Source organism: Geodermatophilus sp. URMC 65, from assembly GCF_053502545.1.
Map to the genome: position 1 here is coordinate 4,573,186 of NZ_CP199954.1, position 14,472 is coordinate 4,587,657.

Here is a 14,472-nt window from a genome sequence, read left to right on the forward strand (position 1 = left end):
TGGGCGTCGATCTGCCGCTCCGGGTGCTGTCCCTTCCCGAGCCCTCCCGGCGAGGGAACTCCGGTCGGCTCGGCGGGGTCCGGCTGCGCGCGGGCCTGCGCCGGTGCTTGTCGATGACCGGTCCTGGGGGCGCGTCGTCGCATCGGGTCCGGTTGACCCGGGTCGATCGCAGTCGACCGGCCGATGCCCGCGGGCCGGTCCGCGGCGATCCTCAGGTCACGGTTGCCGGACCGAGGTGGTCCCCGGTGAACCTTGGAGTGAGAGGTCCGACCATGGTCTCTGATCCGCTGACTCAGGTGCAGCCGTCACACGACGCCTTCGCGGGGAGGCTCAGGCGTACCGAGGTCCAGCGCAACTCCTCGTCGATCCCGGGCCGCGAGATCGTGCAGGTGCTCACCGAGATCCCGGTCGGCGTGGAGTCCGGCTGGCACACGCATCCGGGGGAGGAGGTGGGGTACATCGCCGCCGGGACGGTGGAGTTGCTCGTCGAGGGCCGACCGCCGCGCACGCTGCACGCCGGGGAGGGGTTCCTCATCACGCCGGGGACACCCCACAACGCCCGGGACCTGGGCCCGGGGACGGGGCAGATGCTGTCCACGTATCTCGTCGAGGTCGGCCAGCCGCTCGTCACACTCCTCGGCTGAACGACACTCCTGTCCCGACCGCCAGCAGCCGGTTGTGCTGTCGCGGGGCGCTGCGTGAGAGCCGCCGAAGCCCTCGGCTTCGGCCACCGGATCCGCGAGGAGAAGCTCATGGACAGCGTCGTCGCACGCGTCGCGGACCTCACCCATGGGCGGTTCTGCACCGGGTTCCTGATCGGTGCGCGGGGAACCCCTTCCTCAGATGGTCGCCGACGACGTGGGCTTCGCCTGGCCGACCGAGCCGGGCGCAGGCCGCTTCTCCGCCACGCAGGAGCGCAGGCTCATGAGGAGCACTCCTGGACGCTTGGCGGAGCGCTGCAGATGACCGACATGCGCCAGCCGCCCACGACGGTCGCCGACGACTCAGTCTCCACACGACAGCAGGGACACATGCGGGCGATCCCCGGCAAGCGCACTGCACCCTCTCCGCGCTGCGCGGTGCAGGGGCGTCGGAGACCACGAGTACATCGCCCGGGAGCCAGCGGGCAGGTGCGACCGGAGGTCGGAGCGCCAGCACCCCGTGCCCATCGCCCGGGGGCTGTGAGCCCCGGTCATCGTCCGCGCGGTCGGGTCGCCTCAGGCTGCGGCCGTCGCCCCCTCACATCGCAGCGGGATCGGGTCGCGTCGTCGGAGCCGGACGCGGGCCACGACGTCTGGGGTGATCTCGAGCCAGGGCTCGACGCCCTCGGGCCCGGGCCGGCGGCCGGATCCGGCGTCGTCGACGGGGGAGGCCCGTCGCCCCCGACGAGGCCATCGAGGACGGGCGCGAGGTGACCGCCCCTCGGCGGACGGGAGCGGACCATCCGCACGACCAGGGTCGTGACAGCTCTGGGCACTCCAGGGTGTCCGCGCAGCTCGTGACGTGCCCGACGGACCTGTGTCGGATCCCGGCCACCTCCCCCGCCGCTCGTGGGCCGGGTCGCCCACGGCACACCTGCTCGCAGCCAGGCGCCCATAGTCAGGGCTCTGGCCAAGACGACTTCCCGAAGCTGCGACCCGGGGAGGTCATCGACGCCAATCGGCCGCCGAGCCTGTCCATCGGTGGGAGGCAGCGGTCGTCGGAGCTTCAGCCGACGGTCGCGGGCTGCGGGCAGGCGCGCTGTCTGGCGCGCCTGCTTCGGGGCTGGTCACGGCAGGCGTGCTGCGCGTCCCGCGGCTGGCCTACCGGCTGTCTGTGCGTGGGGCGACGGCCGGGGCCGTGACCGCATAGAACGCCGCATAGCCGCCACTGACCAGCGCGGCACGGCGATACCGGGCAGACCAGAGCAGCGGGACCATGCTCGCTGCGTGCAGCCCGTCCACCATGGCCGCCGCGCGGACCTGGCGGCGGGCGGGGGAGGCCAGCACCACGGCGTGCTGCACCACCAGCCGGGCGCCAAGCACGCGCACCATCCACAGCTTCGGCTCCGGGAACTCCGGGCACAATGCGTTGGCCAGCGGTCGGGGCCGGACGAGCAGCAACACTCCCCACACCCCGCTCAGCGCAGCAAGCACACGGCTCACCGCCCGTCGCCGGTCAGGATCCGCGACCTCGGCAACCACGCTGTCCATCGGACCACATCCGGCCGCGTCGGTAAGGCTGATCTGACCGCAGCGAGCCGGACACCGCCAGACGCGCGCGGTCCGGCCGGCTCCGGATGTGTCCTGGTTGCTGCATAGACCTGACACTGACCGCCGCGTTGCGGGCCGCCGACGGGCGTGCTGGCGATCGGTCGCCCGCCTCGTGCTCCCGGGGAGTGAGGGGAGACGGCTCCTTGGGGGCCGTCTCCCCTCGGCGTTCTGCCCGCCGTGCTCGCCGCTGGTGTCAACAGCGTCTTGTGCAGCGCCGGCAGACACAGCGCACAGGCCAGGCGACGGTGCACTGGAGCGATCCTCTCCGGCAGCTGCCTGTTCGGACTGTGACCCGATTCAACATGGCCCGACCACGCCGGCGATCCGATAGGACGTGGTCGACGTCGCGTCCGTGCCAGCGACCTCGCGGAGGAGTGACGAGTGCGCGTTGTGTGGCGAGGACAGCGGACCGCCTCTGATTCCACTTGGGAGGCGAGTGGGCCGCCCCGGCGAGTCCGGAGACTCTCTGAACTCGCCGGGGCAGTTCAACCTGTCTCGCTGATTGATCCCTGTTGCCAGTGGGCGCACACTGCGGACGACCTCGCCAACGAGGAGGAATTGGTGACCCTGTACGGGACCCTCGCCCGATCGGACCAGCAGACTCTGCGGCTGGCACCGCTGTGGATGTTCAGCGCACTGGTCGGCCGGACACGGCTGGAGACCTGGGAGCTGGATGCGATCTGGGACGCCGTTCGTGCCACGCTGCCAACGACGACCTGGCTCGGCACCGAGGCGCTTCAGGCGACGCTGGACGATCCCGACCTCGTGGCGGCATACGAGCGGGACGGTCGCCCCGTCACCACCGGCCTGCTCGCGGCGGCGACGGTGTCGGCCAGGCTCGGCGCGGGGGCCGCGAGCTCGATGAGAGCTGCTCTCCTCGCCGTCGGCGAAGGGGTCGCGCGGGCGCGGGGACCGTTCGGTCGCTCCATCAGCCGCCAGGATGCCGACACACTCGAGCTGCTGGCCGAGATCATGGACCTGAGTGACGCGGACCCGCACCGACTGTTCGCGTTCGTCTGATCCCTGCCGACGCCACTGGACAGCCGCCAGGACCAGCGCAACTCACCTCAGCCGGTCTCCGACGAATCCTGGAGGGCACCGCCTGAGCCGGCAAAGCGCGCGAACGCGGAGGGAGCAGCACAGCAACCCGTACAGCAACCCGCTCGGAACGGCCGCGAATGGCAACGAACGGCGACGGACACCGTGATCCGCTGACCTGCGGCTACACCACTTCCGCGAACCCTGGCGAACCCCTCGACTGTGACTGGGGTCAGGGGGCGCAGGTTCGAATCCTGTCAGCCCGACGGAGCAGGTCAGGGGCGGGTCGGCCGGAAAGGCCGGCCCACCTCTCGCACGACTACAGCCGACAAGGCCTACTCCCACCCCTCCACCCGAGGAGCACTGCGGGCCCGCGGCATCGGCTCCACCAGCCCCGAACGCGCGGACACCGCCCTCACCGCATTCGTGCCCGGCCCCGGTGCTGGTCGCCATCCGTTCCCTGAGCGGCGCACCGGCCGGCCACGAACCCACGATCCGCTGACCGGCGTCGCCACCCCGACCGTCACTTCAGGCTGTCGATGGTCTCTGCTAAGGCGGTCCAGGTCCCACAGCGGCTCGAAGGTGATGTTCACCGCCGAGGCGTAGGCCTGGTTGTGGTGCGCCTGGTAGCGGCCGAACGCCTGGGGGTCGTCCACCTCGATCAGCACGTAGCCACCCCAGGCCGTGCCGTATGTCCGGTGGTGCCTCACCCCGCTGTCCACCCCGCCCCAGTTGCCCGAGCGGGCGAACGTCTTGAAGGCCTCGGTCCAGGCCGCGTCGATCTCGGACCGGGTGGCGCCGTCGCGGTAGGCGAAGCGCTGCAGGTACAGCTGGCCCATTCGAGGTCCCTTCTCTGCGCGCGGCCGCTCGGCCCGGTCAGGACGGCGGCGCCTGGTCGGAGTTCCAGATGTCGATCCCGTACTTCCACGAGCCGTCGGATTGCCGCCGGTGGACGACGACGTACTTGCCGGTGTCCACGACCTGGTTCCCGGCGCGCAGCTCGTAGCGGCCTTCCTCGACGGCGAGGTCGCCCTGCTCCTCGAGGGACACCGTCGACAGGCTGCCCCCGGTGAGCCCCTGGCCGAGCGCGCCCTGCCAGAACTGCTCGATCGCCGCCTGTCCGCTCACCGGCTCGGACCCCGGCGCCAGCACCCGGCCGTCCTCTGCGTAGAGCGAGGCCATCAGCCCGGCATCGCCCTTCTCCAGGCCCTGCACGAACGTGGCATTGAGCGCATCGATGTCACTGCGCGCCATGGCTCTTCCCCTCTGCTGTGAGAGGTCCAGCGTTGAAAGGGGCAGCAGCCCCGACAAGGCCCGCCCGCGCCCGGACACGCCCAGCAGGGCCGGAGCGGACTCAGCGCAGCAGCGGACTCACCGGTTCCCGAGGACGGTCGGCGACACAACGGGTGGACGGCGACGACGCGCATCGTCCGCCTCGGCACTGATCCGGTGTCCCACCCGCACCTGTGCCAGGCCGGGCTCCCACCGCGGTGTAGTGATCTCGACGCACGTCATCGTGACGGTGCCGCTCGCCCTTGAGGGTCGTCCGCCTCCGCCAGCCTGCGGGCACGACAATCCGGTGGTCCACGGGCGCGACCATGCTGGAAGTGTCCCGGGACCCTGGCCCGTAGGGATCCCGAGGCGATGCGGGATCAGCGGCGCGACACGTCACGAACGAACGCGCATCCTCCGCGGGGCTGAGCCGGTGCGTGGAGCCCGTAGACGCCGGGAGGTGGGAGATCTGGGCGACACGTGAGCCTGGGGGATCTGCCGATCAGCCGCGTGCGACGAGGGTGTCGAGGATGGGTCGTGGGTGGGTCCACAGGACGGCGTCACCGATACCAGGAACGACGTGGCGGTGAGCGCCGGGGATCCGGCCGGTCAGCGTCGCGCCGTTGTCGGGGAGTGGCCCACGTCCTCTTCGCCACACCAGACGTCGACGGGGATCCCGATGTGCGCGAGGGGAAGGGGCCCGCGGCTCATGGCGAGCAGGGTGTCGCGGACGTATCCCTCCGGCCCTTGGGCGAGCCTTCCCGTAGCGCCGTCCGGCAAGCCCGTTCGAAGCTCTTGGCGCGGTACACCGCTCGGTCGCACGCTGGAGCCCCGGTCATGACCAGGTCCCACATCGCGTCTGCGTCGAAGCGGCGCAACATGGCCGTGGCGCCGTCGGGATCGGTGGCCACGAGATCGAGCAGATCCCGCAGGTGCAGGGGCAGTGCGCTCGTGAACTCCGGGGCGGCCACCGCACGTGGCAGAGCCCGCCCGTGCCATCGATAGTCGTGCCTCGTGCCGCCGCCAGGGCGGTGGCCGGGCTCCGGACTGCCGTGGCGCGATCGATGATCGAGGACGAAGGTCGCGATCCGGGCGCCGACGTGGTGCGCCGCGCCCTCGGGGGGCCAAGCTTCGCCGGGGCATCGTGCCCGCTGCACACCGCCCCTCGGCCGCTGTTGGGCGGCAGTGTCCCGGCGCAGGACTCACCCTGGAGGGGATCCGGATGCAACTGGTCGGTGAGACCGCCGTGGTCACGGGCGCGGCCAGTGGTATCGGACGAGCTCTGGCCCGGCGCCTGGCTCAGGCCGGTGCCCGCCTCGTGCTCGCTGACATCGACGACGCGGCGCTGACGGCCACCGCCCACGAGGTGGGGGCGACCGCGGTCGTCACGGACGTGGCCAGCCCGGATGACAACGAAGCGCTCGCTGACGTAGCAGGTTCCACTCGCGTCCTGTGCCTGAACGCAGGGGTGACCGGCAGCCATGTCGGACCGGTGTGGCTGACCCCGCCCGATCAGTGGGCGCGCGTGATGGGCGTCAACCTCGGAGGCGTGATCAACGGGTTACGGGCGTTCGTCCCCCGCATGCTCTCCGACGACCAGCCGCACCACATCCTCATCACCGCCTCCCTCGCGGGTCTGGCCACCTGGCCCGGTGGTGGCGCCTATGCCGCGTCGAAGCACGCGGTCGTGACGGTCGCCGAGCAGGCGGCACTGGAGTTGTCCGACAGCAGGGTCACGGTCACGGTGTCGTGCCCGGCGCTCGTGCGCTCGGGCATGTCCGCCGAGGGAGCCGAACCCGACGGCGTGGCCGTCGAGGCACTCGACGCGACCGGGCGGGGGCAGTTCACCGTCGTACCGGCCGAGTGGCGCCAGGCGGTCCGCGACCGCGCCGTGAGGCTGGCCGCCGGAGAGCGGCCGCGACTCCCGGCCGCGACACCACCGGAAGGCGGCGAGAGGTCGAGGTGACGGCTTCGACCTGTGATGCGCCGCGGGCCGGAGACGATGGACCCCGAGGGTCGGTGGCTGTCCATCCTCTCCGGTGGCGCGGCGCGGACCGGCCTGCCGGTCAGACTGTCTCGGGTACCCGCAGATGGGCCAGGGCGAGGTCGAACTCCGCCACCTCGAGGATGTCCATCCCCATCCTGGCCACGAACTCCTCGCGCAGGGTCGTGAACTGATCACGGGTGTGCGACATCGCCTCTCGGCTCTCGAACACGACCGCCGAGGCGCATCGCCCGTCTCGACGGTTCACCATGAGGCTGTTGCTGCAGAACCCCGGTGTCTCCTCCCACCAGGGCATCAGACTCTCCCGGTAGGCGTCGATCACCCGGTCCAGGTTCGCTGGGTCGGTCCGGGTCCACGCCACCCGCGCGCACGCGCCGTCCCCGGCCCGGTGTGCCCGGTGCAGGACAGCGATCTCCCACTCCTGGACCTCAGGCGTGCCGCCGAACACCTCGGCTGCGCGTTCGCGCGACGCGCTTACCTGCTCGGCGCTGGCGTGCATCGCGTGGTCGGTCTCCCAGGCGCTGGTGGCGATGCATCGACCGGTGTCGCGGTCGGTCAGGAGCGAGAGACCGACGCAGCCCTCCAGGTGCATGACCATGGGCATGACGTCCTCGCGGATGTAGGCGATGAGGTCGTCGAGGGTCTCGGGGGCGACCCGCATCGTGGTGGATCGGGCGTACATGCCACCACTCCTTCCTCGTGACGGCGACGCCCCTGCGGCATCGCCGCGCGGCACACTGTGCTCTCCCTCGGAGGCCGAGGCAACGGGCCTCGGGGCTCGAGCTCGTGGGCAGCTCCGTGCTGCCCTGCGAAGGCGCTGCACCCGCGGGGACGGTCGCGACGCGGTAGTCGGCGGCGTGCTCGTCCTAGCGGGTGGCGATGCCGTGCGAGGCCTCGAGCCGGTGGAGGACCCGCTCGATGCCGTTGCAGCTGCGGTAGGCGATGCGGTCGTAGCTCACTCGGCCGCCGTGGGTCCCGCTGGCTGCCGCCCGGCCATCGGCCCATCGTCCTCGGCCCCGGCGGCGAGCTCGCGGATGCGGCCGGCCACGTGGTCCCAGCTCCACAGCCGGACCGCTGCTCGGCGAGCTCCCTCGGAGAGCGCTCGCCAGGACCCGGTGTCCAGGTCCAGCAGCTCGCGCAGCCGGGTGCGGAGGTCCTCGGCGTCACCGCTGGTGAAGGATGCCAGGTGCCGCAGGTGCGGCGGGTACTCGCCCTGCAGGCCGGCCGCGATCTCGGCCAGACCGGAGTGCCGGGCGACCAGCGGAGGCGACCCACAGGCCGCGGCTTCCGCAGCCACCATGCCGAACGCCTCCGGGAAGACCGACGGCACGACACTGACGTCCGCCAGCGGCCACAGGTGTGCCGTCGTGGGCGCGTTCGACTGCCGTGGAGGCGGCGTAGCGGGACAGCATGTCGTCCGAGCGCCAGCCGGCGAGCATCATCAGGTCCCGCTCCTGCCCGCCGCCGGCGAGCCAGCAATGCGCGAAGGTGTGCCGGAACCGGTGCGGGTGCACGTCGGCGACGCCCGCCTCGGCGGCCCGCCGGTACAGCACCTCCCGGAGCCCGTCGGGCGTCATCGGCCCGCGCTGGCTGAGCAGCAGCCGGGGAGAGCGGGCGTGCGCGTGCAGCGACCGGATGCGCAGGTAGCGGTCGATCGCCTGTGCGGTCTTCGCCCCGAACGGCACCACCCGCGGGCGTGAGCCCTTCCCCATGACGTAGGCCAGCTCGCGGTCCAGGTCGACGTCGGTCAGCTCGAGCCCGCTCAGCTCCGACACCCGCACGCCGGTGTCGAGCAGCAGCCGCAGGATCACCTCGTCGCGGCGGCCGAGGAAGACGGCGCGGTCGAAGATCCCGGGCCGGCCGCGCCCGACTGCGCACGCCTTCAGCAGCGCGGCGATCTCCTCGTCGGTCAGGATCGGCACCGGCTTGTCGGGCGGGCTGGGGATCTCGATGCCGTCGGTGGGGGCCTTCCCCAGTTCTCCTTCAGTGACCAGCCACCGGCAGAACCGGCGCATCCCGCGCAGCCGGGTGCCCACCGTGGAGGGCTCGCACGTCTCGGCCAGCTCGGTCAGCCAGGCGCTGATCGCGTGCCGGGTGAACTCGTCCAGCGTCGCCTGCCGGCCGCGGTCGGCCAGCCAGCGGCTGAAGTACCGCACCGACTGGCTGTAGAGCTCGATCGTCCGCGGCGCCTTGGCGGCGGCCCGCAGGTGCCGCCGGAAGGACGCCAGCAGGTTCTCCAGCCGGATCGCCACGGCGGGAGGTCATCGGGCGAGTGAGCGCTGTGCTAGGTCCACGAGAGCGTCGAGATCAGCCGTTCTCGCTGGTGGGACGCCTGGCGCGGCTGGGCTGCACGCGCATCGGTTCGCCCGGCATCTTCGGGGAGCGGAACCCGAAAGCGCTGTTCAGCGCAGCGAAACCGCAGGTCGTGGACGAGCGTCGGCGGGTGGGTTATCGGGTGAGTTCTCGCGCCCGGAATCCGCGCAGGTGTCCGTTCCGTGCCCTCCCGGTCCTGATCCTCGCGCCGTGGAGCCGGCTACCCACCCGTCTGGTGCGGCGACGGTGAGAGGGGCACCGGCCACGGGCCTCGCTGCTGTGTCCGAGGAGGGACACAGCGCTTCCGCCGATGCCGGTGCCGGCACGGAGGCGCCGGTCAGCCGTAGACGTCGGCGCGGTGCGAGATGCGCACGACCCTGACGAGGACCTCGTCGTCGTGGATCGAGTAGATGACGCGGTACTGGCCCCGTCGCGCGGACCAGTAGCCCTGGAGCTCGAAGCGCAGCGGCTTCCCGACGCGGTACGGGTCCGCAGCCAGCGGCCCGTAGAGGAAGTCGACGACCGCGACAGCCACGCGCTCGGGGAGGTCTCGCTCGATGGCCCGCTTGGCCGCCGCCGAGAGGACGACGTCGAACTGATGAGGGCCGGTCACCGCCGGCGGGCCGCGAGTGCGGCCCGCACCTCGGCCTCGCCGTAGACCTCACCGGCGGCCATCGCTTCCTCGGCCTGCCTGATGTCCGAGCGCGCTCGGGGATCGGAGAGGATCTCCAAGGTCTCCATCAGGGACTCGTAGTCCTCGACGGCGAGGATGACCGCGACCGGACTGCCGTTCCTGGTGACGGTGACGCGCTCGTGCGTGCCGGCGACCTCGTCGATCACCTGGCTGAAGTGCGCCTTGACCGCCGCCAGCGACTGGGTCGTCATGACCACAATCATGGTCAGCTCGCCGGCTGCGGTCAAGCAGCTCGGCCGGGGCTCTGACAGAACCTCCGCCCACCACCGGCTCAGTCGGGCGGCGGAGGCGACGGGACACGTGAACGGGCAGAGCGGTGACAGGCCGACAGGTTCGTGCCACTCGCGGACGGCCCAGGACGTTGTCCACAACCGCTGGCTCGGACCGATCAGGCGAGTGACCGGCACCCTGAGACGACGGAGCCCCTGCAGTCATCGGGCCGGCGAGCCACGCCGCGACGGCGTGCCGGGCAGCTCGTCGAGCACCGGCTCGCGGCCGCGGGTTGGTCAATCAGCGGGAGGAGCAGACGCTCCAGCTGATGAGCTCGATGGCCCACGGTGCTTGAGGGGTGGTCTAGGCGCTAGGAAGGTGACTGGAGGAGTACCCCAAATCCACTGCAGGACGCGGGTTGTCCGTCGAGTGAGCGCTGTGCTTCCCTGACGCCGAGCGCCGGATCAGTCGTGTGCTGGCAGGACGCTTGGCGCGGCTGGGCTGGACCCGCATTGGTTTTCCCGGCATCTTCGGGGAGCGAAACCCGAAAGCGCTGTTCAGAGCGGTGAAACCGCAGGTGGCGCATGAGCGTAAGCGGGGGAGTTATCGGGCGAGTTCTCGCGCCTGAATCTGCGCTAGGAGCCGCTGCCCGTGCCACCACGACCACCGTTCACGGTAGTGGTGCTCGCTGCCGCACGAGACCCGATCGGGCCGCCTTCGGCAATACGCGGGGAGGGGCCGCGGCGCTCCGATCTCCGTGCGGGTCGGGCACTCCTCGGGCGATTATCGGTGCGTTCCGGCAGACCGCTCGTCCGAGGCGGGTGGAGCGATTCCGCTCGGGAGGGCCTGCATACAGCCCGAGTAGAGGGTGTGCGAATGGAGCAGGCGTCCTGGACTCCAACAGCCGCTTCCGCGGTACCCGGTACCGCACTCGTGGTCTGGGGGCGGGAGTTGTGTACGCCCATCGACCTCACGGTGAGTCGTGGCGAGCTCCAGGCGCAACGCCGAGAGCTCCGCTTCAAGCCGTGCCGCGGAGAGCCCTTGGCGCCGATCAGTTCAGGCTGAGGGCAGCCACGCTTCCGGCCAGGAGGCCAGAAGCGTCGGTCCCGCCGCACACCGACCATGGCACGAGTCTGGTCGCAGGGGAGACCTTCGACTCCGCCTGTACGGCTGCGATCTCCCACGTACTGCTCTTGACGAACGTCGAAAAGTGGGTGTCCGTGATGACGTCGGACGTCGTCAGGCACCGGGCAGTGAGGCATGGGTTCGGCCCGGCAGTGGTCAGTGCCGCACGCAGCCGCTCGCAGATTCCCTCGAGATAATCTTGTGGACGCGGCACATCACGGGACACGTGCACGTGGATGGTCAGGAGTTCACGTTCTGCCGGTGCAGGAGTGTGCTCGTCGACGGCCCAACTCAGGGAGACGAAGCAGGACAGCGCCTGATCCCCTGGAGCGCCGTCGTCCTCCAAGTGCCGGGCATAGTTGGCGAGCAGCGTTACTAACGTGGCGTCGCGAGCGATGAGGTTGAAGGCCACGAAGCGAAGGTTCACCGAATCCTCCTCGGCACCACTTGTGCATGTGGGATAACAAACTTCGTCGTTTCACAGCTGTCGAACTCTGCTTCCTTGACGGTATTCGAGCGGTGGCGCGCGACAGGCCAGGAGAAGACAAGGCTCCGGTCGACCGTGCAGCCTGAGCGGGCTCGTCAGGCCCGTAACTCACAACTCGCCGGACCCATATCCGTGAACAGGGACGTTGCATAGAATCGTTACTGGCCGCGGGTGTCGCAAGCCCTCCATACAACCATTCGTGGTCACTTCAAACCTCCTGCATACGCCGCCCACCCGGGCCGGGGCCCCGGTCGTTCCTGGTGCACCGCCTCAACACTGGCGGTGGGCGCTGGAAGGTCGCTGGACGGCCGCTGAATCGTCTTGAACGCTTGGCCGGTAGCGGGCACCCTGGGTGGTGGAGGGCCGTGGCCCACCGTGCTGCCCGACCTGCCGTGGCTTCGGCGAGCGACGCTGGCGGGGGTGAAGGGACCAGGTATGGATGTCCGGATCCTGGGCCCGCTCGAGATCCGGGGGGCAGGCGGGCTGCTTGTCTTGCGGGGCACTCAGGCGCGCGCGGTGCTGGCCATGCTGGCGCTGCACGTCAATGAGGTGATCTCGACCGATTTCCTGGTCGACGGCCTGTGGGGAGATCGAGAGCCGCCGGCGAGCGCCGTCAACATCGTGCAGGGTTACGTCTCGCGGCTACGTAAGGTCCTGCAGGTCGAGCAGAGGTTGCAAGACGTGGGCGCTGCGGTCTTGCAGCGGCGCGGGCCGGGCTATCTGCTCGAACTTGACCCCGAGCAGGTCGACGTGCATCGCTTCCAGCGGTTGGCCCGCGACGGCACGCAGGCGCTGCCTGCGGCGCCCGCCCGGGCGGCGGGCACGCTGCGCGAGGCGCTGGGGTTGTGGCGCGGGCAGCCGCTGGCGGAGTTCGCCGACACCCCCTTCGGCCAAGCGGAGATCCCCCGGCTGGAGCAGCAGCGGCTGGCTGCGCTGCAGGCCCTCCTGGAGGCCGAGCTCGCTCTGGGACGCCACGCCCAGCTCGTCGGCGAGCTGGAGACCCTTGTCGCCCAGCATCCGCTGCACGAGGGGCTGCACCGGCTGCTGATGCTCAGCCTGTACCGCTCGGGTCGGCAGGCCGAGGCGCTGGAGGCCTACCGACGGGCCCGCCGGACCCTGTGTGAGGAGTTGGGCGTCGATCCCGGCCGGGTGCTCCAACAGCTCGAGGGTGCCATCCTGACCCAGGACCCGTGCCTGGACTGGTCCCCACCACAGGCCGGGTCTCCACTGCAGAGTCCAGCCGATGCGCCGATCGCTTCCGCCGCCATGCCGCGGTCGCAGATATCGCAGGTTCCCGCCCGCAATCCGCACTTCACCGGACGAAGTGACATGCTCGCCGACCTGCGGCGGCGGATGCGCGCCGGGGAGGCCACGTTGGTGGTGCAGGCGCTGTACGGGCTCGGCGGGGTGGGCAAGACCCAACTGGCGATCGAGTACGCGCACCGGTTCGCCGCCGACTACGACCTGGTGTGGTGGATCGACGCCGAGCAGCCGGTGCTCATCCCCGACCAGCTCGCCGAGCTTGCTGCCCGGCTCGGTATGCAACGCGGACCCACGGTAGCCGACACCGTCGGCCGACTGCTGGCCGAGCTGCGCGGCCGGGACCCTTGGCTGCTGGTTTTCGACAATGCCGAACGGCCGGCCGACGTCGCCGCCTACCGGCCCGGCGGCGCCGGGCACGTGCTGGTCACCTCCCGCTATCCCGGCTGGGGGGCACTGGGCGGCCGGCTGGAGGTCGACGTGCTGGCGCGGTCGGAGACGATCGCGCTGCTGCAAGCGCGCATGCCGACGCTGGGGGAGGATCTGGCCGACAAGCTCGCCGCCGAGCTGGGCGATCTGCCGCTGGCCGCCGCCCAGGCCGCCGCATACCTTGAGCAGACCGACCTCCCGGCGGTGGACTACCTGCGCCGGTTTCGCACCCGCCGCGCCGATCTGCTCGCTCGCGGCGAGGTGGTGGGCTATTCCGGGCGGATCGACACCACCTGGGCGCTGTCGCTGGAGCGGCTGCGTACCGACGATCCGGCCGCGGTGCAGTTGCTGGAACTCGCGGCCTTTCTCGCCCCCGAACCCATCCCGCTGACCCTGTTCACCGGCCACCCCGACCTGCTCCCCGAGCCGCTGCGCAACAGCGCCGCCGACCCCGACGCCCTCGCCGACACAGTGGGAAAGCTGGTTAGCTATTCCCTGGTCCGCCACCCCGACGGCTTTCAGGTCCACCGGCTGGTGCAGGCGGGCATCCGCCAGCAGCTACCGCTCGACCGGCAGCAGGCCACCGCCGAGCAGGTGGGGGCGCTGCTGGCCGCCGCATCCCCCGGCGCGCCGGAGAAGCCGAGCAGCCACGGCGCCTACGTCCAGCTGGCTCCACACGTACTCGCCATCGGTTCGCTGGGGGACTCCTCGCCCGACGCTCGGCACCTGCTCCTGGACACCACCAGCTTTCTGCTGGCCCACGGCCATACTCAGGGCAGCCGAGTCGTGGCCGAACCGCTGCTCGACCGCTGGCGGTCGGTCCTCGGCCCTGACCATCCCGACACCCTTGGCGCGGCGACCATACTTACCCTCGCCCTGGCGCAGCTGGATGAGGCGGAGCGGGCGCGCGCTCTGGGCGAGGACACCCTGCAGCGCAGCCGCCGGGTGCTCGGTCGCGGTCATGCGCTCACGCTGTGGTCGGCGGCCGCCCTGACCTACGCCCTGGTGCAACAGGGCGAGGCGGAACCGGCCCGCACCCTGGGCGAGGACACCTTGCAGCGCAGCCGCCTGGGACTCGGCCCCGACCACCCGATGACCCTACTCGCGGCAGCCGCACTGGCCTTCGCCCTACACCAGCTGGGCCAGGCAGGGCCGGCGGGCGCCTTGGGCGAGGAGACCCTGCAGCGCAGCCGCCAGGTCCTCGGCCCCGACCACCCGATCACTCGGAGCGTCGGAAGCATCCTCGCCGTTCAGAGCAATAACGCACTGACTTTCTGACGCCGCCAATGCTCAGTACTTCGATTCCCGTCGTCTCGTGCGGCCCACAAACCGCTGAAGGACGGGGTTGCCTGTCGAATTGGCGCCGTGCTTCCCTGGCTTCGAGCGC

General features: G+C 70.9%; 12 protein-coding genes and 1 pseudogene. 4 read left to right on the plus strand and 9 right to left on the minus strand.

The window, feature by feature from the left end:
- Nucleotides 1–272 precede the first annotated feature (272 nt).
- A complete protein-coding gene (locus ACWIX7_RS22190) occupies nt 273–644 on the plus strand; it encodes a cupin domain-containing protein (protein ID WP_448618564.1) in 372 nt (123 codons plus the stop codon).
- A gap of 1,158 nt (nt 645–1,802) precedes the next feature.
- Here the strand turns inward: ACWIX7_RS22190 and ACWIX7_RS22195 are convergent.
- On the minus strand, nt 1,803–2,192 hold the full coding sequence (locus tag ACWIX7_RS22195; protein ID WP_448618565.1) for a hypothetical protein: 390 nt from the start codon (nt 2,190–2,192) through the stop codon (nt 1,803–1,805).
- A gap of 621 nt (nt 2,193–2,813) precedes the next feature.
- On the opposite strand from ACWIX7_RS22195, the gene ACWIX7_RS22200 reads away from it, so the two are divergent.
- On the plus strand, nt 2,814–3,272 hold the full coding sequence (locus ACWIX7_RS22200; RefSeq protein WP_448618566.1) for a hypothetical protein: 459 nt from the start codon (nt 2,814–2,816) through the stop codon (nt 3,270–3,272).
- A gap of 353 nt (nt 3,273–3,625) precedes the next feature.
- Here ACWIX7_RS22200 and ACWIX7_RS22205 read toward each other — a convergent pair whose 3' ends face one another.
- On the minus strand, nt 3,626–4,129 hold the full coding sequence (locus tag ACWIX7_RS22205) for a hypothetical protein (RefSeq protein WP_448618567.1): 504 nt from the start codon (nt 4,127–4,129) through the stop codon (nt 3,626–3,628).
- Nucleotides 4,130–4,166: 37 nt separating this feature from the next.
- The gene (locus tag ACWIX7_RS22210; RefSeq protein ID WP_448618568.1) at nt 4,167–4,544 is read right to left on the minus strand and encodes a YybH family protein; all 378 of its coding nucleotides are present in this window, start codon (nt 4,542–4,544) and stop codon (nt 4,167–4,169) included.
- Nucleotides 4,545–5,808: 1,264 nt separating this feature from the next.
- On the opposite strand from ACWIX7_RS22210, the gene ACWIX7_RS22215 reads away from it, so the two are divergent.
- A complete protein-coding gene (locus ACWIX7_RS22215) occupies nt 5,809–6,528 on the plus strand; it encodes an SDR family oxidoreductase (RefSeq protein WP_448618569.1) in 720 nt (239 codons plus the stop codon).
- Between the two features lie 100 nt (nt 6,529–6,628).
- Here the strand turns inward: ACWIX7_RS22215 and ACWIX7_RS22220 are convergent, their stop codons facing one another.
- From ACWIX7_RS22220 to ACWIX7_RS22245, 6 genes and pseudogenes are all read right to left on the minus strand, one after another.
- A complete protein-coding gene (locus ACWIX7_RS22220; protein WP_448618570.1) occupies nt 6,629–7,249 on the minus strand; it encodes an antibiotic biosynthesis monooxygenase in 621 nt (206 codons plus the stop codon).
- 273 nt (nt 7,250–7,522) lie between these two features.
- Nucleotides 7,523–7,867: a hypothetical protein gene (locus ACWIX7_RS22225; RefSeq protein WP_448618571.1), complete on the minus strand. Its 345-nt coding sequence runs from the start codon at nt 7,865–7,867 to the stop codon at nt 7,523–7,525.
- A 97-nt stretch (nt 7,868–7,964) separates the two neighbouring features.
- A pseudogene (locus tag ACWIX7_RS22230) lies at nt 7,965–8,819 on the minus strand (tyrosine-type recombinase/integrase); the annotation flags it as partial.
- Between the two features lie 398 nt (nt 8,820–9,217).
- The gene (locus ACWIX7_RS22235) at nt 9,218–9,493 is read right to left on the minus strand and encodes a type II toxin-antitoxin system RelE family toxin (RefSeq protein ID WP_448618572.1); all 276 of its coding nucleotides are present in this window, start codon (nt 9,491–9,493) and stop codon (nt 9,218–9,220) included.
- Nucleotides 9,490–9,765 carry a type II toxin-antitoxin system Phd/YefM family antitoxin gene (locus ACWIX7_RS22240; RefSeq protein ID WP_089405756.1) on the minus strand — a complete coding sequence of 92 codons (276 nt, stop codon included), beginning with the start codon at nt 9,763–9,765 and terminating at the stop codon, nt 9,490–9,492. Before ACWIX7_RS22240 ends, ACWIX7_RS22235 begins: the two co-directional genes overlap by 4 nt.
- Before the next feature lie 1,070 nt (nt 9,766–10,835).
- Complete coding sequence (locus ACWIX7_RS22245) at nt 10,836–11,336, minus strand: hypothetical protein (RefSeq protein WP_448618573.1); 501 nt, start codon at nt 11,334–11,336, stop codon at nt 10,836–10,838.
- 435 nt (nt 11,337–11,771) lie between these two features.
- On the opposite strand from ACWIX7_RS22245, the gene fxsT reads away from it, so the two are divergent.
- Nucleotides 11,772–14,363, plus strand: coding sequence for an FxSxx-COOH system tetratricopeptide repeat protein (gene fxsT, locus ACWIX7_RS22250; protein ID WP_448618574.1), 2,592 nt, complete (start codon nt 11,772–11,774; stop codon nt 14,361–14,363).
- The last annotated feature ends 109 nt before the right edge of the window (nt 14,364–14,472 follow it).

Excerpts from the sequence above, each read along its gene's own strand:
- ACWIX7_RS22225 (WP_448618571.1), bottom strand. The coding sequence starts at position 7,867 with ATGGTGGCTGCGGAAGCCGCGGCCTGTGGGTCGCCTCCGCTGGTCGCC.
- ACWIX7_RS22205 (WP_448618567.1), bottom strand. The coding sequence starts at position 4,129 with ATGGGCCAGCTGTACCTGCAGCGCTTCGCCTACCGCGACGGCGCCACC.
- ACWIX7_RS22210 (WP_448618568.1), bottom strand. The coding sequence starts at position 4,544 with ATGGCGCGCAGTGACATCGATGCGCTCAATGCCACGTTCGTGCAGGGC.
- ACWIX7_RS22220 (WP_448618570.1), bottom strand. The coding sequence starts at position 7,249 with ATGTACGCCCGATCCACCACGATGCGGGTCGCCCCCGAGACCCTCGAC.
- ACWIX7_RS22190 (WP_448618564.1), top strand. The coding sequence starts at position 273 with ATGGTCTCTGATCCGCTGACTCAGGTGCAGCCGTCACACGACGCCTTC.
- ACWIX7_RS22195 (WP_448618565.1), bottom strand. The coding sequence starts at position 2,192 with ATGGACAGCGTGGTTGCCGAGGTCGCGGATCCTGACCGGCGACGGGCG.
- ACWIX7_RS22240 (WP_089405756.1), bottom strand. The coding sequence starts at position 9,765 with ATGACGACCCAGTCGCTGGCGGCGGTCAAGGCGCACTTCAGCCAGGTG.